26 protein-coding genes are annotated in these 19,472 nt (G+C 37.2%); 11 read left to right on the top strand and 15 right to left on the bottom strand.

Translation table 11 applies throughout. The annotated features are described in order from the left end of the window. Positions 1 to 9 precede the first annotated feature (9 nt). The gene (locus ACFX40_RS13360; RefSeq protein ID WP_377255216.1) at positions 10 to 1,722 is read right to left on the bottom strand and encodes a DUF2357 domain-containing protein; all 1,713 of its coding nucleotides are present in this window, start codon (positions 1,720 to 1,722) and stop codon (positions 10 to 12) included. Then, positions 1,676 to 3,310 (bottom strand): MrcB family domain-containing protein, encoded by a 1,635-nt coding sequence (locus tag ACFX40_RS13355; protein ID WP_377255213.1) that lies wholly within the window; start codon positions 3,308 to 3,310, stop codon positions 1,676 to 1,678. Before ACFX40_RS13355 ends, ACFX40_RS13360 begins: the two co-directional genes overlap by 47 nt. Positions 3,311 to 3,815: 505 nt before the next feature. On the opposite strand from ACFX40_RS13355, the gene ACFX40_RS13350 reads away from it, so the two are divergent. Together ACFX40_RS13350 and ACFX40_RS13345 are read left to right on the top strand one after the other, a co-directional pair. Continuing rightward, on the top strand, positions 3,816 to 4,046 hold the full coding sequence (locus ACFX40_RS13350) for a hypothetical protein (protein WP_176343976.1): 231 nt from the start codon (positions 3,816 to 3,818) through the stop codon (positions 4,044 to 4,046). 12 nt (positions 4,047 to 4,058) lie between these two features. Next, complete coding sequence (locus tag ACFX40_RS13345; RefSeq protein ID WP_014459873.1) at positions 4,059 to 4,292, top strand: hypothetical protein; 234 nt, start codon at positions 4,059 to 4,061, stop codon at positions 4,290 to 4,292. A gap of 130 nt (positions 4,293 to 4,422) precedes the next feature. Here the strand turns inward: ACFX40_RS13345 and ACFX40_RS13340 are convergent, their stop codons facing one another. Then, on the bottom strand, positions 4,423 to 4,662 hold the full coding sequence (locus tag ACFX40_RS13340) for a hypothetical protein (RefSeq protein WP_013057271.1): 240 nt from the start codon (positions 4,660 to 4,662) through the stop codon (positions 4,423 to 4,425). Between the two features lie 70 nt (positions 4,663 to 4,732). Between ACFX40_RS13340 and ACFX40_RS13335 the strand changes: the two genes are divergently transcribed. The 5 genes from ACFX40_RS13335 to ACFX40_RS13315 all read left to right on the top strand — a co-directional run bounded on the left by ACFX40_RS13335 (position 4,733) and on the right by ACFX40_RS13315 (position 7,589). After that, positions 4,733 to 5,206 carry an Hsp20/alpha crystallin family protein gene (locus ACFX40_RS13335; RefSeq protein WP_028408333.1) on the top strand — a complete coding sequence of 158 codons (474 nt, stop codon included), beginning with the start codon at positions 4,733 to 4,735 and terminating at the stop codon, positions 5,204 to 5,206. Positions 5,207 to 5,353: 147 nt separating this feature from the next. Next, complete coding sequence (locus tag ACFX40_RS13330) at positions 5,354 to 6,262, top strand: hypothetical protein (RefSeq protein ID WP_377255210.1); 909 nt, start codon at positions 5,354 to 5,356, stop codon at positions 6,260 to 6,262. 92 nt (positions 6,263 to 6,354) lie between these two features. After that, positions 6,355 to 6,486, top strand: a complete 132-nt coding sequence (locus ACFX40_RS13325; protein ID WP_013057274.1) for a hypothetical protein — start codon at positions 6,355 to 6,357, stop codon at positions 6,484 to 6,486. A gap of 78 nt (positions 6,487 to 6,564) precedes the next feature. After that, positions 6,565 to 7,119, top strand: coding sequence for a PadR family transcriptional regulator (locus ACFX40_RS13320; protein WP_377255207.1), 555 nt, complete (start codon positions 6,565 to 6,567; stop codon positions 7,117 to 7,119). Beyond that, entirely contained in the window at positions 7,116 to 7,589 is a 474-nt protein-coding gene (locus ACFX40_RS13315; protein WP_377255205.1) for a DUF4188 domain-containing protein, read from the top strand. Before ACFX40_RS13320 ends, ACFX40_RS13315 begins: the two co-directional genes overlap by 4 nt. Positions 7,590 to 7,614: 25 nt before the next feature. On the opposite strand, the gene ACFX40_RS13310 is transcribed toward ACFX40_RS13315, so the two are convergent. The 3 genes from ACFX40_RS13310 to ACFX40_RS13300 all read right to left on the bottom strand — a co-directional run bounded on the left by ACFX40_RS13310 (position 7,615) and on the right by ACFX40_RS13300 (position 9,119). Further along, entirely contained in the window at positions 7,615 to 8,310 is a 696-nt protein-coding gene (locus ACFX40_RS13310; protein ID WP_098524984.1) for a class I SAM-dependent methyltransferase, read from the bottom strand. Positions 8,311 to 8,377: 67 nt separating this feature from the next. Beyond that, entirely contained in the window at positions 8,378 to 8,719 is a 342-nt protein-coding gene (locus ACFX40_RS13305; protein WP_098249586.1) for a DUF3147 family protein, read from the bottom strand. Then, on the bottom strand, positions 8,712 to 9,119 hold the full coding sequence (locus ACFX40_RS13300; RefSeq protein ID WP_013057279.1) for a MarR family winged helix-turn-helix transcriptional regulator: 408 nt from the start codon (positions 9,117 to 9,119) through the stop codon (positions 8,712 to 8,714). Before ACFX40_RS13300 ends, ACFX40_RS13305 begins: the two co-directional genes overlap by 8 nt. A gap of 170 nt (positions 9,120 to 9,289) precedes the next feature. On the opposite strand from ACFX40_RS13300, the gene pssA reads away from it, so the two are divergent. Then, on the top strand, positions 9,290 to 9,781 hold the full coding sequence (pssA, locus tag ACFX40_RS13295; protein WP_181170486.1) for a CDP-diacylglycerol--serine O-phosphatidyltransferase: 492 nt from the start codon (positions 9,290 to 9,292) through the stop codon (positions 9,779 to 9,781). A gap of 32 nt (positions 9,782 to 9,813) precedes the next feature. Here the strand turns inward: pssA and ACFX40_RS13290 are convergent, their stop codons facing one another. Further along, positions 9,814 to 10,041 carry a hypothetical protein gene (locus ACFX40_RS13290; RefSeq protein WP_028408327.1) on the bottom strand — a complete coding sequence of 76 codons (228 nt, stop codon included), beginning with the start codon at positions 10,039 to 10,041 and terminating at the stop codon, positions 9,814 to 9,816. Between the two features lie 218 nt (positions 10,042 to 10,259). On the opposite strand from ACFX40_RS13290, the gene ACFX40_RS13285 reads away from it, so the two are divergent. Both ACFX40_RS13285 and ACFX40_RS13280 read left to right on the top strand, forming a co-directional pair. Further along, the gene (locus ACFX40_RS13285) at positions 10,260 to 11,018 is read left to right on the top strand and encodes a TrmB family transcriptional regulator (RefSeq protein ID WP_060745498.1); all 759 of its coding nucleotides are present in this window, start codon (positions 10,260 to 10,262) and stop codon (positions 11,016 to 11,018) included. A 104-nt stretch (positions 11,019 to 11,122) separates the two neighbouring features. Then, positions 11,123 to 12,292 carry an MFS transporter gene (locus tag ACFX40_RS13280; protein ID WP_377255202.1) on the top strand — a complete coding sequence of 390 codons (1,170 nt, stop codon included), beginning with the start codon at positions 11,123 to 11,125 and terminating at the stop codon, positions 12,290 to 12,292. 45 nt (positions 12,293 to 12,337) lie between these two features. Here the strand turns inward: ACFX40_RS13280 and ACFX40_RS13275 are convergent, their stop codons facing one another. The 7 genes from ACFX40_RS13275 to ACFX40_RS13245 form a co-directional block, all read right to left on the bottom strand. After that, positions 12,338 to 12,808 carry a 2-thiouracil desulfurase family protein gene (locus tag ACFX40_RS13275; protein WP_028408325.1) on the bottom strand — a complete coding sequence of 157 codons (471 nt, stop codon included), beginning with the start codon at positions 12,806 to 12,808 and terminating at the stop codon, positions 12,338 to 12,340. Positions 12,809 to 12,891: 83 nt separating this feature from the next. Next, positions 12,892 to 13,332 carry an Asp23/Gls24 family envelope stress response protein gene (locus ACFX40_RS13270; RefSeq protein WP_025751716.1) on the bottom strand — a complete coding sequence of 147 codons (441 nt, stop codon included), beginning with the start codon at positions 13,330 to 13,332 and terminating at the stop codon, positions 12,892 to 12,894. A 27-nt stretch (positions 13,333 to 13,359) separates the two neighbouring features. Continuing rightward, the gene (locus ACFX40_RS13265; RefSeq protein ID WP_377255199.1) at positions 13,360 to 13,569 is read right to left on the bottom strand and encodes a DUF2273 domain-containing protein; all 210 of its coding nucleotides are present in this window, start codon (positions 13,567 to 13,569) and stop codon (positions 13,360 to 13,362) included. A gap of 15 nt (positions 13,570 to 13,584) precedes the next feature. After that, a complete protein-coding gene (amaP, locus tag ACFX40_RS13260) occupies positions 13,585 to 14,127 on the bottom strand; it encodes an alkaline shock response membrane anchor protein AmaP (RefSeq protein WP_098524982.1) in 543 nt (180 codons plus the stop codon). Positions 14,128 to 14,274: 147 nt separating this feature from the next. Beyond that, a complete protein-coding gene (locus ACFX40_RS13255) occupies positions 14,275 to 15,105 on the bottom strand; it encodes a YihY/virulence factor BrkB family protein (protein ID WP_098524981.1) in 831 nt (276 codons plus the stop codon). A 282-nt stretch (positions 15,106 to 15,387) separates the two neighbouring features. Further along, positions 15,388 to 15,750, bottom strand: coding sequence for a YidH family protein (locus ACFX40_RS13250; RefSeq protein ID WP_060745497.1), 363 nt, complete (start codon positions 15,748 to 15,750; stop codon positions 15,388 to 15,390). Positions 15,751 to 15,935: 185 nt separating this feature from the next. Further along, entirely contained in the window at positions 15,936 to 17,387 is a 1,452-nt protein-coding gene (locus ACFX40_RS13245; RefSeq protein WP_371400198.1) for an alanine/glycine:cation symporter family protein, read from the bottom strand. A gap of 472 nt (positions 17,388 to 17,859) precedes the next feature. On the opposite strand from ACFX40_RS13245, the gene ACFX40_RS13240 reads away from it, so the two are divergent. Further along, positions 17,860 to 19,059: a multidrug efflux MFS transporter gene (locus tag ACFX40_RS13240; protein ID WP_028408323.1), complete on the top strand. Its 1,200-nt coding sequence runs from the start codon at positions 17,860 to 17,862 to the stop codon at positions 19,057 to 19,059. Positions 19,060 to 19,092: 33 nt separating this feature from the next. Here the strand turns inward: ACFX40_RS13240 and ACFX40_RS13235 are convergent, their stop codons facing one another. Next, positions 19,093 to 19,392: a TIGR04104 family putative zinc finger protein gene (locus tag ACFX40_RS13235; protein ID WP_016764349.1), complete on the bottom strand. Its 300-nt coding sequence runs from the start codon at positions 19,390 to 19,392 to the stop codon at positions 19,093 to 19,095. Between the last annotated feature and the right edge of the window lie 80 nt (positions 19,393 to 19,472).

Here is a 19,472-nt window from a genome sequence, read left to right as displayed (position 1 = left end):
CCTATTTACCTAATCAGCGCTGAAAAGATTTGGTTCTTCCGTACAAATAGTTTTAATAAATTCTTCTACTAACCCTTCCTCTCCCGGCAAAAAAGGCAGCGCACCCACTCCAACGCGTTCAATACTTTTATAAAAATGATGCTGCTTATAGCCTTCTGCTTTCCCTGGAAACAGCACAACCGCTGTTTGTACCGGTTTTATTCCATTTTCCTCTACAATAGCGTCTCGGTAACGGTGCATGGTATTAATATCTTCTTCTCTAGGAGAGGGCGTATCGTGATTTGGTTTGATACGATACTTAGCGTCAAAAAGATATACACTTTTTTTCTCCCCTTGCTTTACTTCAAGCAGCAAGTCCGGCTTTTGGATAACGGTATGAGTATGATGGTATTCTTTTTGATACCATAGCGTTACTTCTGCTTTTCCCACCTGAAAACGATGGTAAGAGGCCTGCACCCTGACATTCAACCCTTGTTCTGTCGTTGTCATGATGTTTTGTTCTATTCGTTTGCCGTAAATTTGCAACTTCTTTAAAAGACTAACATACGTCCAGTATTCATAGAGAGTTGCAATATCTTTTAATGAAAAGTGGTAAAACTCTCCGTTAAGAGCCAACCCTCGCGTTAAGAACATAAAGTATCTGCTTGCTTCCCGGTAGCGGGGTGCCGTACGGAGTGTAGAAGGAAGAGTTGAAACTTGTATGGTCTTCACTCTTTGCCAGAACACATTGTTTAGCAGCCTTTTTAATTCGGTATGATTGGTTTCTAGAGCCGACACCGCTTCTTTTTTTACATATCTATCTTCTATCAACTTGTCAATTAGTGTAGTTAGCTTGTGATACAGCTGCGTCATCATCCATTTAACACTTTGATTTTCCAAATTATCATAGGTAGCTACATGTCTTGTGCCAATTGCTTTTGTGGGTACTACTTTTATATGCCGATTAATTTTAATTCCTCTGCTTGAAGATGCAAGATAGGTAGGGTGTGTTCGGACAAATGATATAGCCTGGCTATCTTGTTTTTTTATTTGATCTCCTCTCATGAGCTCATGTTCAACTTTTACCGATTGAAACGGCTGATTCTCAATCTGACGAACAGAATGAAGAAAGGGTTTCATATAGTGAGAGAGCACATGATAAAATTCCGTCCATGTTGCTTGTTTAGACCAAACCGATTTTGCTTCAATATACGTTTTACGGAGCATATCGTATGCCAAATCATGAATGTATCCGTTCACTTCATCAACCATGCGTACATAATCTGTCTTGTAGCTCATCTTTGATGGGAAAATTTCAAGAGTAAAAGACAGCTCTTTTTCTATTTCACTGTAGACATGAAACGTAGAATACCCTACCTCATTTTGAAAGCTTATATTTCCTGTTAAAATGTAGGGAAATCCTACGCTTTGAAAGCTTTGTTCAACTGCTTTTGAATCGTGGTTAACAACCAGGCTTGTTTCATTTTTAGAAACAACTGTAATTTGATAGGTTTCATTTTCAAAAAATAAAGGCTCAAGCGGCGGTTTTGAGGTCATCATGCCTTTTGTTTGATTTAATACTTTTACATGTGTAATTCCTTTTCCTGTACAAGAAAAAAACATCACTTCTTCTGCAGATTTTATTTTTTTCTTATTTTTCCCTTTTATAACCACCGTACACGTGTCAGTTTCAATTTCAACGTACGGTATTAATCCAAAATGACGTGTATCCGTATACTTCAAAACGTCTCATCATCTCCATTATTTTGCGTGCGCTTTTAGGAAATCTCATTCCATCTGCATTTACGACAGCTGTCTCAAATTCATCATCTAACAGCGTATTTGTACAGTAATAATAAAGGTTTTTTAATAAATCAAATGTGTACCCATCGCTTCCTGAAATACGAGGCAAAACTTTTTGCAAAACCTGAAAATCAAACGCCTGATCAAATGTAAACATTCCACTTTTCACCGCGTAAATTAAATAAAAGCATATTTCGTCGCGTACGCGGTAACCTATTTGTAAATCGACTTCTATAAGCATCTCATTGACGGTTAGCAGTTCATTTGTTACTTCGTGAATGAGCTCAGCATGTTCAACATACGCATCTTTTAAGTGAACATATTGACTTTGAATTTGTACATTTTGAATGCCGTGCTGAGACGGATCTTTATCATCTAAAAAATCAAAAGAATCTAGTTGAATCTTATTTAACTCAATGGTGTTGGTACGATCTAACAACTTTTGGCTAAACCCATGAGTTGTTTCATCCATATTAATTGTACCGATAATGAGAAGATTGGATGGCAAATAAATATCTCGGAACATCTTATGTCCCGGGAATAACGGAGCCGTTTTGATTTTCCCTTTTGACCAGCTCCTGCTTTCCATCACGCTTAAAATGTCGCTAAAATAATGTTCAACTCGAGCTAAATTCATTTCATCCAATATGGCAACATATGTGTAAGCTGGATGCTGAATGGCTTGCTGCATAATCGACAGAAACGATCCTCTGCGAAAATCTCCTCTTAAATCAATATACCCTAATAAATCTGAACTATCGTGCCAATCGGGCCGAACTGGAATAAGCACTTGTCTGCCATTTTCAATCGTGGCACCGATACTATCTGCCAAGAGCTGCGCAAGCTTTGTTTTTCCCGTCCCGCTCATTCCTGATAAAACAATAAAAGGCTTGGTCTTTAAAGCAAAGTAGGCGTTGGCTATATCTTGTCGTTCGTATGTAAATCCAGATTTCTTAATATACTCATGAATGTGGACGATGGCGTCTTTATCGCCAATTATCTCTTTGCTCATTCCGTATGTTTTTATATACTGTTCATGCATACTCAGCAGTAAATGCAAGTCATCTTGAAGCTGATCATTGTTAGGTAAGTCTGCTATATTGTAAGGAAGGTAAAGAGCTACCCTATCCTCAAAGCTTTTCGCTTCCATGCTTGTACCAATGACAATATGATTATCTTTCAATACGCGGGCATGTTCAGGAGTAAAAAAACGAATGTCTTTCAGATCAGTTCCTTCTTCTGAGTCTCCTCTCATCATGACTAAGTAAATACGCTGACCGTCTTCACTGAATAAATATGCTACTATCACATCACTCTCTATATTCTTATTGGCAAGGGTCACGTAAGGAAATGTTTCAGCGTGGTGGCCCGATATACGCATTTCTTCTCGATTTATATGCTCCAATCGATAAAGAGAAATCGGAAGCCGGCGTGTAAGCATATTTTCTATTTCATGTTTTACAAGTACGTCTCCACCCATTTGTTTGTAATGTTCCGCTACATACAGCAGCCGATCGCGCAAACTCATCGAATTCTCTCCTTTCTGCCTTCACTGCAGTTTGTAAAAATAAAAAGCATCGTCAGTTGACCACGCAAAAGTTTCGTTTCTTTTATTATAGACGCTTTCTTCGTATCGTAAGCTATTTTATAACGTTAGAAAACACTACATTATTCTTTTCTCTACATATATGTTTATGTTCATTTTAATGAAACATGACAGAAAAGAAAAGCGTTAGGGGCTTAATGAATGAAGAGGGAATGATACGAACAGAAAAATAGGCAGCTTCTGTGCAGAGTGATAATACGCTTTTTACGGTTGATGTTTCTAAAGCATGTAAAATGCCGTACATTTTTACTATTTCCTTCTTTTCCTCATGAATTTTTAAAATCTTTTCACGCTTTACACCAAACTATAATACGCTACATTAGACCTCTTCTACTCATTTAATGAGCCATGTACTATTCATATTTTCACCGAAGTTACAATAAGCTTTTAAAGACTTAGAAGAACTGTCGTTTGAAAGGAGAATAGTATGCTATTTGACTCAACAAAAATCAACCTAGGAAAATTGAACGTTCACAATGTAGATGAAGCGAGCAGTATTTCTATTGGAAATACGTTAAAAGTTACAAGGTATGTAACAGCAAAGAAAAATCAGGCCTTCGGACAACAGCTCGCTGATCAATGTTTTTCAGCAGGATCTGCTTACAAAACTGTAGATAATGATTATGTGGATGCATTTGCAACAAAAAATGATAAATAAGGAGGAAACCATATGATTTTTTCACCTATGGTCATTAACTTACAAGCTTTCAAAGTGAACGTTATGGACAATTCGTCCGTTTTAAGTATAGGACCTAATCAGCAGCTTGACGTGTTCGTATCTTATAAACGTAATCAAGGACTAGGAGAATCAAACGGAGATTTTTCTCCTAACGTAACTCCATTCTCATGGATTATAGACTCAGATGTAAATGATTCAAACTCAGTTAAAAATAGCGTAATTTAATTTTTTCATCTCCTCTGCCTCTACTGCGCACAACTAGCAGCATATCTTCATCTATTCGTCTATTAGCATTCAATCGGAAGCCTAATAAATATAACCTGCATCTGAACTGGCTATATTTATTAGGCTTTTTCTATGAAATGGGCACTTTTTGAAAAGATGATGGGCTGTCAATTTGATCTCGATCATCGACACAGCTTCTCGTTCCTATAAAGCCGCTATCATCACCAAAATTTTGCCCAAATCCCTGTGTTTTTTTATCTGAATTATTCCAGTCTGCTAGTAAATTCTGTCCGATATTTACTGCAGACGCATTTTCAAAGGAATTTATCTTTAGCATTAAAATATTAATATTTATAGATGCACCTGCCATTTAAACCACCCCCCTTTCAAACTATATTCAAATTCCATCTTTTTATGATGTGTGGTAAGGAGGAAACCATATGGACTTTGATAAACTTATGCAGTGGATGGAATTTGCTAAAAATTATCAAACAAATGACTTTTGGAACGGTGTTTTTGATCAAACTGCTTTTAACGAATTTATGAAAGAAAATATGGATATGAATGCTCCTGATTCATATCAGGCACCTCAGGCTTCTAAAAGTAATTTTCCACCTGTTGACATTTACGTTACGCCTCACGAGATCATTGTTATCGCTGACCTGCCTGGTTATCTAAAAGAAAACTTACACGTTTCCGTTTCAGGCAGCAGACTTCTATTAAAAGGCTCACCGCACCCTCTCATCACAGGACAGCCGGTTGTACAAGAACGACCTTCTGGAGATTTCAACCGAATTATTGAGTTGCCAGAGCCCACCGATGCACATCATCTGCGTGCAAAATTTGAAAACGGGCTGCTTATCCTTTCTTATCACAGGCAGTTTTTCCAAGAAGAACGTATTCACATTGAATAAGGTTTAGTAGTTTTACGAATGAATTTTAATGCTGCACATAAGTATTTATAAATGCGAAAAATTTAACGTTCACTTCTAAACTGGCTCACTATGTATTTATCTAACTGTGATTACAGAGGAAATAAGCCCAAGATGAGGAGAAGCGAAATGTCTATGAAAGGATTTTTTAACCCCAAACAGACTAACCAACAGCTTCACACTGAGCTAGCGGACTTCAAACATCAAATCAAGCGCATTAACACGCTTGAAGTTCACATGAACCGTTTTTTAAAACTTGAACCGCAAATTGGTTCTCTCATCATGCTCAAAAAAAAGCTAGAGGCTCAGCCCACGCACTCCAATGCTTCTTCACCTTCACAAAGAAGCACTCATAAAGATACGGAACAAACGTATGCAAAAGACATGCAAGAAACTGCTAAACAGCTTCATTTTTTAAAAGAAAAAGTAGCGCAATTGGAACAAGTGATCTCCACACAACCTCCTCGCGATAAAAAGATAGAAGCTATACCTTACATGGATATAACTCGGTTAGTAGAACAATCTGTAAAGAAGCAAATGGCTCCTTATATCGAAAGAATGACAGAATTAGATAACAGAGTTTCAGCATTAGAACGCAGCATGTCGCTTGTAACTGAAGTACAGGTGGACATGCTAAAACGAACGTCTGCCCTTCAAGAAGAAATAAAAGGGATTCAGCAAAAAGCGGCACTCTTAGGAAATGCTCCCCCACCTATTCATATTGATAAATTTTTTCTTGATAAATACGAACAAAACAATAATATTGGCCAAGTTGGCATTAAAGAACTCGGCGGTACTTTAAACATCGGAGCTACATACGGAAGCGGAGCGATACCAAAAGATTTCACGGACCAAATTCAAAAAGATATGGAAGAGTTAAAAAACGCAAAATCAGATATTTCTTCTGGCACAGCGAAGCCAGGACAAGAGGATACAAAGGGTTCTCCTTCCGTTTCAGAAAAAGAAGAAACATATACGGAAGTTCCTATTTTTGACGAAGAGGATCTAGAAGACGACCCAAAGGAAGAGTCAGTTTAAAAAAGTCATAAAATTATATCTAGTTATGACTAGAATTTTTGCACGCTATTCTTTACACTATAGGTAATAACTTCAAAAAAGGAGATATGCTGATGCCAAAGCTTTTATGGAGAATAGGTGCTGTCATGTTGCTAATGTGTGGAGGCTTTATCTTTTTATTTATTGCTGCTTCGCAAATGATGGTTCAGCAATACAAACCTTTTTTTAGACGCGAGAGTGCATAACTCTCGCGTTTTTTTATTGAATGTTATCCTGTTTATGGTAATATATATATATCAAAAAGATATAGGTGAGGAAAATAAATGAAGGAAAATCAAACAACATATGCAATTTTAGGACTGCTTACCACGGAATGCAGAACTGGTTATGAAATTAAGCAGTTAATGGATCGAAGTTTAAATCATTTTTGGAAAATCAGTTATGGCCAAATTTATCCCACTTTACAAAAGCTTGTGAATAATGAACTAGCAACGGTTAATTCCGTTGCTCAAACTGATAAACCAGATAAAAAAGAGTATGTCATAACAACTAAAGGAAAAGAAGTTCTGCAAGATTGGCTGCGTGAACCTATTAAGCAGCTCCCTTCCGAAAGAAATGAAATTTTGTTAAAACTCTTTTTTAGTAGTCAGCAAGAAAAGCAGCTCACAATTTCCCAGTTAAAAAACGCTCAGCAGAAACTAACTGAACGTTATTACATGTATTGCGGAATCGAAGACAGCATTTCTAACAGCCCTTCTCCCGACAGAACGTATTGGCTTATTACCCTAGACTACGGTAAACGAACAACTCGTGCTTCGATGGAATGGTGCAAAGATACGATTAATAAATTATATGATGAGGAGGCGCAGAATTTATGATTCATTCCAATCGTGTAATGGCTAAGCCCGGTCAGGATCTGGTCGTCTTTGTTATAGGAATGCGTATTAATAAATGGACAGCCGTACACAAATGGCTCCCTGTATTTAAAGCAATGCCTCCTATGATTCGAGAGTTGTATGCAAACAAAAATCTTGGCTTTTTATCTTTGCAAGGATCTTTTAATTTAAGAACCATTACGCTGATTCAATATTGGGAGTCAGTTGATCAATTGACCTCCTATGCCAAAGGTCCTCAGCACTTAAAAGCTTGGAATTCTTTTTATAAACAGGCTTCAAAAACGAATGCAGTTGGCATTTATCATGAAACGTACGTCATTCCTGCAGGAAATTATGAATCAGTATACGTGAATATGCCTTTGTTCGGTTTAGCTAAAGCGCTTGGATCTGAAACTATAACGAAGCATACTCAAACTGCCAAAAAACGTTTGAATGTTAAAAAGCCGCTTTAACTAAAAGCGGCTTTCGTTATATTTGTTATACATATATTTTCAGCATTTGATTGGCACCTTTTTGAAATTCGTACGGGACGTCTGCTATTTCTGTTCCTTTTACTAGAGGCGCAATCTCTTCTAACAGCTGCGGCAAATAGGTAGAAATCTTGCCGCTCAGGTCCGTTAAAGGAAACAAACGTACTTCCTCTTTTGTAACGCGTATCAGTTCTTTTAAAGCCTCTAAATGAAACGTATATTCTAACCGGTCACTGTACATAAATAAAAAGTTAGCACAAAGCGTTAAATCAAACTCGTTCTTTTGAAACGGCAAATTAGGAAGTGCTCCGTACTGATAGGCTTCGGGGTTCTTTTTCATATGAGCAATACAATCTTTTAATGCTCTTTTTCGATGTTCAGTTAAATCATCAATAGACGAAAAATACTTCCACACATACTGCTCCTGTACGTGCTGCATTTGATTCATCGTATGAATTAAATCCAGGCTTCCTTTCTTTTCAAGCTCTTCTGCCGTAAATTTATAGGCAATATCGCAGCTAGTAGCCTCCGTACCTTGCTGCATGGCATGAGCAGTAAAAGAACAGGCCCCGCTAGCACAATCTAACACTTTTTTTCCTTTTAAATACTTTTCATTCAAATTAAACATGGCGCTATACTCTTCAAACGTTCTGCCGATAAAAACAACTCGGTCAATTCCTAACTTTTTCTCTGCTAAACTCAACTCTACTCAGCCCCTATCTTTTACTTAGGCTTTTATTTTACAGAAAATTGGATTAAATTCCAATAGTTTATGTAGTAATTAGTTTAATCACTATCTTTTGAAGGCCTAAAAACAAGCCCCAACACATAACTCCTATTGATAAACTCATAAACAAATGAAGGGAGTTTTTTAAACAAATATAGACGACAGCAAGTAGTAAAATAGTGCCTGGCAGTCCATAAAGAACGCCGAGTGTAAACTGACTGACCACTTCCTTTTTTTCTCCTTGCACTGATAACCATACAATACTTAGTAAGCTCACAATTGGAAGGGCAGCCACAATTCCACCGTATGTCGGAAATCTTTTGGCCATTTCTGTTACCCCTGCAATAATAAGAGCCGACATTAAAATTTTGATGATACTATACATGTTTTGCACGCTCGCTCAATAACTGAAAAGCCTGTTGAATCAGCTGCTTTTCAGATGCTGTCATTTCGCGTAAAATAGCTGATACTTTTTCTTCATCCAAGCTTGAATTCCGTTTTAATAGGTCTTTTCCTGCTTCTGTTAAATGCAGAATTACTTTTCTTTCATCATGTATATCTCTATTTTTATATACATACCCTTTATCAATATTTCTCTTTACGTGTTCAGATGCCGTATTATGTGAAACGTGTAAATAATCCGCAATTTCTTTTATTCCAACCGAAGATGATTTGTCGATATGCTGTAAAAGACGTATGGTTTGGTGTGTAATTTTCTCTTGATGCGTATAGTGCAAATGATAATAAATAGACGTCCAATAGCTGTTTAACTCCTCTACTTTCATGATCCTGCTCCTTTATATCGTATTTTCAATTATTATCGTATTATACGATATATATTACAGAAACGACACCCAGTTTTCAATACTACCTTCTTTTTATCTTGTATCTCACATAATAATACGATTTAACAGTTACACTAATTGTACACACTGTGAAAGGCGGTTGTATGACATTGATTCTTCGACTGTTAAAATGGGTTCCGAATCTCTTTACGATTGGAAATTTGCTAAGCGGCGTATTTTCCATAGCCTTTAATATGAACAGCTACGAACGCTTAGCTGCTCTTTTTATTTTTCTAGCCGCTTTTTTCGATTTATTTGACGGCAAAATTGCGAGAAAGCTGAAAGTTAACAGCGAGTTTGGTGTAGAGCTAGATTCTTTGGCTGATATTATCAGCTTTGGCGTAGCGCCTGCAATGCTATTTCATACTCTTTCTCCCCACTCTTGGCTAACCGTACTCGCTTTTATGATTTATCCAAGCATGGGCGCATTAAGATTAGCTAAATTTAGTGCAAATCCAACCGTAGGTTATTTTATAGGGCTGCCTATTCCTTTTCCAGCTCTAATTATCGCACTGCTTGGTATGTTTTATTATGTGAATCCTTATCTTATGATTATTTTAGCTATTTTGATGGTGAGTCCTATCCGGGTCATGAAAATTTAGATACAATAAAAGACAGACAAAATGCCTGTCTTTTATAGTGCTGTCCATTCTTCGCACAGCATTTTATGCTTAAATTTCAGCTCATGTTCTCTTTTTTCAAGCTGAGCTTGTAAAGACAGCCACTCCTTATTATCAGGTGCTGAGCATAATTTTTCTTCAAGAGACAGTAAGGAATCCAGTACGTCTTCAAGCTGAGCAGCCACTTCTCGTTGCTGTTTTATGTTCATTTTTTTCAACAGTAGTTTTTCATTTTTCTTCATTTTTTTCACCTCTTTCTTTTCTTTACCCGATGATGAATGTTTTAGTATGAAAAGCACCTGATTAAAAATAGTTTTATCGTAGTACAAGCCATTTAATAGCGTATTTTTTATTTTTATTAATTATTTAGAACATAGTTTAACAAGATATGTTTAGAATTAGTAATACTTTTACAAACCGTGATATACTTAAAAAAAGAAAGGATGATGAATAGAAAATTATGCTGCAAAAATTTGGTTTTTCTCAGTATGAAAGTCAAGTATATGAAGCGCTGCTTGCGAATGATGGCCCGCTGGATGCTAGTTCAATTGTTACGTATTCGCATGTTCCAAAAGCAAAAATTTATGAAGTGCTTAATCGTTTAATTGATAAAGGTATTGTAGTAAATACATTGTCCGGGAAAAAGAAACTTTACTCAGCGGTAGCCCTTCAAACCGTCATTCAAAAACTTACTGCTGATTTTGAAAATGACATTAATGAATTAAAAACATATAAAATTAAAAAAACGTTTACAGATGATCATGTTTGGAGTTTAAAAGATAAATCCTCTATTTCTGCTCACATCGAACAATTGATTCATGAAGCGGAATCTTCTATTATTTTATCCGCGTGGAATGATGAGTTAGCACATTACCGCTCATTGCTAGAAGAAAAAGAGAAACAAGGCGTAAACGTCGAGGTCTTAACCATAGGAAACTTGCAGACTGCCCTCAAACATTTACATACATTAAATCCAATAGATGATCATAAAAACCTTGAGCCGTCGCAGTTGATTATTGTTGACGATGCTTACCTTTTATTTGCCGGCATTGAACATGAGACATGGAAAGCAATAAAAACCATGTCCCAGCCGCTTGTAAAAGTTTTTGCTGATTTCTTTTATCATGACGTTGCACTTACCCATATTACAAAGAAATATCAAGAGCAGCTTCTTCAAGATTCTGAGATCATGGATCTGCTTACTCGCCTGCGATATTAAAAAGGTTACTAATGAATTAGTAACCTTTTTAATATTACCTATTGAAATCCCTTCTAAAAAAGGTTACTATTCTAGTTGTAACTTTTTAAAGAGGGGGTTTTTTGATGAATAAAAAAGTTTACATACTTGCGATTGCTTCTTTTGTTGTTGGAACGGTCGAATTAATTCTAGGAGGCATCTTAGACTTAATTGCCGATGCATTTCAGGTATCATTAGCAAAAGCAGGTTATTTAATCTCTATTTATTCGTTTGTTTATGCCTTGTCTGCGCCGATTTTACTAAATGTGACGGCTAAGATAGAGCGTAAAAAAGTTTATATGTGGACATTATTTATTTTCTTATTGAGCAATGTATTTTCAGCCTACAGTTCGGGCTATTATATGCTACTGATTGGACGTATTCTTGCTGCTGCGAGCGGTTCTTTTATCATTGTACTATCTACCACAATGGCTTCTAGAATGGTAAAACCTGAATACCAGGGCAGAGCAATTGGCATCGTATTTATGGGAATCAGCGGCTCACTTGTTTTAGGCATTCCTCTTGGTATTTTGATTGGAAATGCGCTTGGCTGGCGTCAAGTATTTGTTATGATTGCAATTTTGACTGCCATTATTATGATTACCGTTTGGTTTACAATGGAGCGTCTAGCTCCTGCTCCAATTGTACCGTTAAAAACTCAGGTAAAAGCTTTACGCAATAAAAAAATGCTCGCTATTCACCTAGCAACATTATTTGTACTTGCGGGCCATTTAACGCTTTATGCGTACTTCACACCATTTTTACAAGAAACACTAGGATTAAATACAACGATGGTGACCATTATTTATGGTATTTTCGGTCTTGCTGCCGTGGCAGGAGGAGGACTTGGAGGAGCTGTTTCTGATAAATGGAACCCTTCTTCATCTGTTATCACCATGATTGCTCTCTTTTTTGTTAGCATGATTGCTATGCCTTTTGGCGTTCATTTACCATTTATTGTGTTCTTGCTTCTTATGATCATTTGGAGTGCACTCAGCTGGGCGGTTTCACCAGCTCAAAGCAATTTAATTATCCATAGTGCACGCGACACGTCGGACATTTTAATCAGCACTAATGCAGCGATTTCACACGTAGGAATTGCGATCGGCTCCTATGTTGGAGGAATTGTCGTTAATCAATACTCTGTTATTTATAACGGCTGGGTCGGGTCTATTTTTGTTTTGCTTGGTCTTTTCTGCTCTCTTTATGCGGTAACACGAACAGAAAGCACAGCAGATACGCTTCACAGTAAATAAGCTTTTATAAAAAAAGCGTACACATATAGTGTACGCTTTTTTTGATTATGATGGGTCTCCATGCATTTCAGCTGCAAATTGAGATTCGGACATGACGATAAAACCATGCTTTCTTAGCAACGCAGTCGTTACCCCTTCACCGGCTAATTTAACATTTGAAAATGCTCCGTTATATATATGTTCACTTCCACATGAAGGGCTGTTTTCTTTTAGTACAATAACAGTAGCTTTTATTTCTTTTGCGATGCTCAGTGCCTTATAGGCCCCGTCTATGTATATATCTGTCACGTCTTTTCCCGATCGTTCAATAACTCGCGCATTTCCGTTTATTACGTCTATTCCCGTTCCTTTTATAATTTCTGCCGGTTCTCTAGGCGTGTGAAATCCACCTAACAGTTCCGGACACATCATCACCGCTTCTTTATTTTCAACGAGCGCTTCAATTTCCTTAACTAAGGCACTGCTTCCATTATATCTGCAAGCTTGACCTGCTAAGCAGGAACTAACCAGAATCACAGAATTCTCCCTCCCATAAAAAAACACTTCTCATTCATCATACAAAGAATATATGATGAATGGAAGTGTTTACCTTTTATATTTTATTCAAGATCACGCTTTGACTCCTGCTCTTTGTCTCGATCCGTTTTCGCTTCAAATTCAGAGCGAGTCATTACGTCCTCTACATGCATATTTACTTCTACTACCTCTAATCCCGTCATATCGTGAACTGATTTTTTTACGTTATTAACAGTTTCAGAGAAAATGGCTGGAACATTTTTTCCGTATTCGACAATTACTTTTAAATCAAGGGCAACTTGCTTTTCTCCTACTTCAGCGTTAATCCCTTTTGTGATATCTTCAGTGCTGCGGAAGCGATCTGTTAACCCGCTCATAAATCCGCCGCTCATTGATAAAATTCCTTTAATTTCATTAGCTGCAATTCCAGCAATTTTTTTAATGACTTGATCTTCAAATGTTAATGTATTTTGATGTGTATTTTCCTGAGATTTTACTGCTGTATTTGTTTCATTAACTGCCATAACTAACATCTCCCTTAAAGTGATTTTCTATCTTCCTTTAGTAAAGAATCCTACCCAAGCATTTATGTCTAAATGACCGTCTCTCCACTTCCCGATTATATAACCAATTCCCATAAAAGCTACAATTAGCAGCGTGGGGCCAAAACCAATTGTTAATAGCAAAATTGCCAACACTAAACCTGCCAGAATACCAAGTACTCGGCCACGGTACGGAATCAATTTATTTGGAGTACTCATTATGTCCCTCCTTCATCACACAACACGCTCTTTCTTTCGTGTTTGTGTATCTGTTAAGTCAATACGGACGGAGTGAACGGGAAGCTCGAGTAAGGCCTCCACGGCGCGTTTTGTTTCAAGCTGCATCTCTTTTCCTAGTGTTGGTAGTCCATCTCGTCCAAACAACGAACAGTTGATATACAGACTAACTTTTTCTTTCCGAGAATGAATAGAGGCCTGGACTTCAGGAGAGCGTATTCCCTGAAAGCTTCTAATTGCTCGTAAAGCTGTAGATTCGATCGTTGCTTTAGAAATTGTTATTTTGCCTTCACCAGTTACAATTGCTAAATTCTTCTTAGGCGGTCTGCTAAATATGCCTGTTAAAAGAAAAATAATAAAAATAACTGCTAAAAATGCGCTTATTGATAAAATTGTGTAGTAAAACCACTCCTGATGCTGCCACTTTTCTAACCAGTTTGAAAGGTGAGGAACCCTATAAACCATCAGTGCTAACATACCTGAACAAATCAGTCCTGCAATTCCAATAATTGCGATTAAAAACCGATTAAAATTATTCAATTTTCCACCTCATCTCAACGTGAACTCCTACTGCTTTTTTGTTGTGTGTAAAGGGAAGGCAACGAGATATTCAATAGTTACCCGCAATATTTTTTTGATAAACTTTCTAACTGTAAAACTGAATATAAAAAAAACGACTAGGTTTCCCTAGTCATTTTCTGCGTCTCTATACGTTGTCCTGTGAGCTTTGATGAACTTATTACCGTTTATTAAACCGCCAATTAATAAAATAGCGGCGGTTAAATAAAACCAGACCATTAAAATAATAATACTTCCAAGCTGACCATAGATTTGCGAGTAGCTTCCAAACTGGACATAGTATCCGAATCCGGTAGATACAACTTGCCATCCTAGCGTGGAGAAAACAGCCCCTGGAAGTACATCTTTCCACGTTACTCTTGCGCTTGGCATCAGTTTGTAAAAAAGAATGAAGAAGCCTAATAAAAATAATGTCCCAATTCCCCATCTAATTGTCGTCCAGCTTTGAAACCATATATCAGGAACATGGACTTTTGTTAGGACCAAATGTCGAATGACCTCTTCAATAATTGGTACAAACAATGAAATAGCTACCACAACCATAAAACCAAAAGTTAAAATCAAATCATTGATTAAACCGCGCAAAAACGTTTGTTTTCTTTGAATATGATACGCGTCATTTAACGAGCGAACCAAAGATTGTATAGCCATAGATGCGAGCCAAAAAGTCGCTAATAAACTAAAAGATAAAACTTTTTTCCCGCTATTGTTAACTGTTTCAATTGACCGTTCAATTACGTCGTAGGCGCTTTTAGGCGTAAATGGTTCAATAAATATCAGCAAATTGTTTGTATCAATTGGAAAGAAACTCAGCAGAGAAAAAAGAAAGATAATAAACGGTACAAAAGATAACAAAAAATAGTAGGCTGTTTGAGCAGCCTGATCAAAGAAACGCTCCGTAAAAAAACGAGCGGCAACGGTCTTAGATGTTTGAATCATAACAGCGTTCTCCTTTACTTTCGCTTCACCCTGTAGTGAAATTCATATTCAATTTTTATGTTCAACATGTATTGGATAAGTTTCGGCTTATAAAGCTTTCCTTTTCCATTATCCGCGGTTAACAAAGAATTTAACCTGTAAAATTATACAGCCGGTTCATAAAGAAGATATTATTATAATTACATCTGCCATTACCACCATATCAATAGATCTTCTTTTTCTTTCATAAAACCGTAAATTCTCTGAGACTGCTTTCCCTTTTTTCTTACATCTTAAACTTTTTTACGCAATGTTAAAAAAGTAAAACATAAGAGCGCCGATCAGCATCAGCATAATCATTGAAACAAAAATAACCAAAGCGTGAGAAGATTGATACGTTTGGCTGTTAATTTTTTTGCGTGTTGAAAAATAATGATAGGTTGAGAAGAGAAGCAAACCTGCACTTGCAGCTAAAGAAAAGATGATAACAGCAATAATAAGAGTATCGGCTGCTTCACTTAATTTTTTTCCGGAATTGAAATGTAGGCCGCCTGCAACAAAGCCAATGCCGAGTGTGGCAACAGACGTTCGAATCCACGCTAAATACGTTCGTTCATTTGCTAAATGCTGCTGAATATAAATGGATTCATTTTCTTTTTTAGTCATTTACATACCACCGTCCCTTTATATGTCTTCTATTATAAATAAATACTCAAACGAAAATAAATTGAGGACGCTTCACGCCACATTATACCCGAAAAGAACGAATCATTACCATCTTCAAGCGGTCAAAAGAGCTTCTTCATAAACTAAAAAAAACCAACGGGATAACCCCAGCTGGCTTTTTTGATTTATGAAACATTTTCCTTATCTTGATTATGCTGATATTCCTCGTCCCAATAATCAGCATTTTGAATTCCTAATTTCCTTGGAGAAAAGATAGGGTCTATCCCTAGTTTTCTCTGCTGGCGATAATCTTTTAAAGTTATTAAAGCAGGCTTAGCTAAAATCAAAATTGCAATTAAATTGAGCCAAACCATTATTCCAACTCCAATATCTGCTAACGCCCATGCAGTTTCAGCCGTTCGGATAGATCCGTATAAAGTAGTGGCTAAAAGAGCTGCCTTAAGGAACATGGATACTATTTTATTTTGTTTGCCTTTCAATACGTAAGCTAAGTTCGTTTCCGCAATATAATATTGTGACATAATCGTAGTAAAGGCGAAAAACACGAGAGAAACAGCTACAAACCCTGATCCGAATCCAGGAAGCACCGTCTCAACTGCTTGCTGCGTATATTGAGGCCCGGCTTCAACTCCTTTTAAATGATCCACAATGAACGAACCATCTGGCCCTTGGGTGCTGTAAGAACCTGTAATTAAAATCATAAAGGCTGTAGCAGAGCATACAAGCAGCGTATCAATATAAACTGAAAAAGCTTGTACCAGACCTTGCTTGGCAGGATGTGAGACTTCCGCTGCTCCCGCGGGGTGAGCTCCGGTACCTTGACCCGCTTCATTTGAATATACACCTCGCTTGACTCCCCACGCTATAGCCATGCCAATAATTCCACCGAACGTAGAATCAAGTGCAAACGCACTTTTAAAGATTAAAGCAATAACTCCTGGTAAAGCTTGAATGTTCAATCCGATAATCACTAACGAAACAAGAACATATCCAATGGCCATAAACGGAACAACATATTGTGCCACGGCAGCAATACGCTTAACGCCTCCAAAGATAATTAATCCTAAAATAACAACAAGTACAATCCCAGACGTTAAAGGCGGTATTGAAAATGCATTATTTAACCCTGCTGTAATTGAATTTGCTTGCACTCCTGGTCCAAGTACACTCATAGCTAGCAGTGCGGCAAAAGCGAAAATCAGTGCGTACCACTTCTTTCCCATGCCTTTTTCAATATAATAAGCAGGCCCACCTCGGTATTCTCCTTTATCTTTTACTTTATAAATTTGAGCAAGTGTTGATTCAATAAATGCACTAGCTGAACCTATAAAAGCAATAAACCACATCCAAAAAACTGCTCCTGGACCACCGAATGCAATGGCTGTTGCAACTCCCGCAATATTTCCAACTCCCACGCGCCCTGATAAAGCAAGTGTTAACGCTTGAAAAGACGAAACGCCCGATTCAGAACTTTTTCCATTAAACAATAAAGTAACCATATCTTTCAAATATCGAACTTGTACAAATCTAGTGAGAATAGTAAATAAAAGTCCCACTCCTATACATAGATAAAGCATCGGCGTACTCCAAATCATTTCACTTATTGTACTAATCATCTGCTCCAATATACACTCCTCCTTAAAACACTCTCCACATTATGAATAATGAGAACATAGTTTTAATATAGAATTAAAAAACAGAAAATTCATTCTTTTTGTCAGGTTGTTTTACACATTATTTGATAAATAGACAAAATTTGTGGGTATAACGTATATTTTGGACAGATTATCTGACGCAGTTTTTAGTGAAGTATAAGTTCTTTACATAATTCCACTGTCACAGCATAAAGTAATGAGTGAACCAAGGGTCACTTTATGTTCTAAGCCAAGCGTAAACACAGGACATCTTTCTGTTTTCATTTCACGGTAATATTTCACTAAGTGAATCATTTTATTTTTAAATATTTCTGATATATGGTATAATTTAAACCGATAAAAAGATGCTGCATGTATGCTAAAAGAGCAGGCCATATGGTTTCGCTCTTTTGTTGTTTTTACGCTATGCGGCACAACGAAAGAAGGAAATAGAATGGAATTATGGAAACGAAACTTGTACATTTGCTGGTTCGGTTCTTTTTGCACCACAGCCGGGATGAGTTTAGTTATTCCGTTTTTACCGCTTTATATTGAAAAGCTGGGAGTTCACGATACGAGTTCCATCAGCAGATGGGCTGGTATTGCGTTTGGAGCTACCTTTTTAATGGCGGCTATTGTTTCTCCTTTATGGGGGAGTTTAGCCGATAAATACGGGCGAAAGCTTATGCTCCTTCGCGCAAGCTTGGGTATGGCAATTGTTATGACTTCTATTGGTTTTGTGCAAAATGTCTATCAGCTTGTCGGACTGCGCTTTTTAATGGGCGCTGTTTCCGGCTTCATCTCTGCAGCCATTACGTTAGTAGCGACTCAAACACCTAAAGAGCATAGTGGTAAAGCATTAGGTACGTTATCTACAGGGGCTGTATCAGGATCTTTATTAGGACCGCTAGTAGGGGGCTATTTAGGAGATACAATTGGATTGCGTCACGTCTTTTTCGTGACGGGTGCATTTATGTTTTTGTCTTTTTTAATTGTAAATTTAATTCAAGAAGACAAAAAAGAGACGGCGAAAACGACGAAAGAATCTAACATTGGGTTACTATCTCTAAAAAATTCAAAGGCTGTGATTGGTATATTTGTTACAACTTTTTTACTGCAGCTTGCAGTTATGGCTATTCAGCCAATCGTTACACTGTATGTAAAACAACTGTCTACTCATACCGATCACCTTGCCCTTATTTCAGGTTTTGTCGTGGCGGCAACAGGAATATCAAATATTTTAGCTGCATCAAGACTCGGCAAAGTCAGCGATCGCGTTGGTCCTCAAAATGTACTTCAAATATGCCTGCTCATCGTAGCAGTTATTTGCGGCTTACAGGCCTTTGTGCATAGTACTTGGCAGCTATTCTTACTTCGTTTTTTACTCGGTTTTGCAATGGGAGGATTATTACCTTCTATTAATTCTTATTTAAAGAAAATTGTGCCGGACTCGATTACCGGTAAAATGTTTGGCTATAATCAAACAGCGCAATATTTTGGGAATTTAGCCGGTCCAGTCATTGGCGGACAAATTGCCGGAGCTAAAGGAATTCCTTACGTATTCTTAACAACCAGTGTTCTTCTACTATTGAATGCTGGGTGGGTGTATTATCAGCGCCATCACGGACAACAGCTAGACGGTAAAGCCGCATAAAAAAACCTTCCGTTAAAACGGAAGGTTTTTTTATTACCACAAGGGTTCTTCTTCGCTGCTTACTTCATAAGAAAGTGGCATCATAACAACCGCTGCTATGAAGAAAATAAGCTCCGCGACAACAATGGATGGAAAGGAAAAGTCAAATAGTGAGAGAATAAGCCAAATAATAAGGGGTGCAAATGAGTAGATTGATAATCGCTTTTGGGATTTTGCAGAGATATACTGTTGTTTGTCACAGTGTGGGCATTCTAAAACGTTTCTAAATGTTAACAGTTGTTTAAAGGTTGTCCTCCAGTTCCATTTATGATTACAATTTTGACAGGTGGCCATGGGCATCACGCTCCTAAAAAGATTTATGTACATATAAAGTATACGTACAAGTGGGTAAAGAGTTTCATTTTTATGATTAA

It is taken from the genome of Priestia sp. YIM B13552 (assembly GCF_042787775.1).
Classification (GTDB): Bacteria; Bacillota; Bacilli; order Bacillales; family Bacillaceae_H; genus Priestia; species Priestia megaterium_E.
The sequence above is the reverse complement of the archived record's forward strand: the minus strand, read 5'-3'. Positions and strand labels throughout refer to the sequence as shown.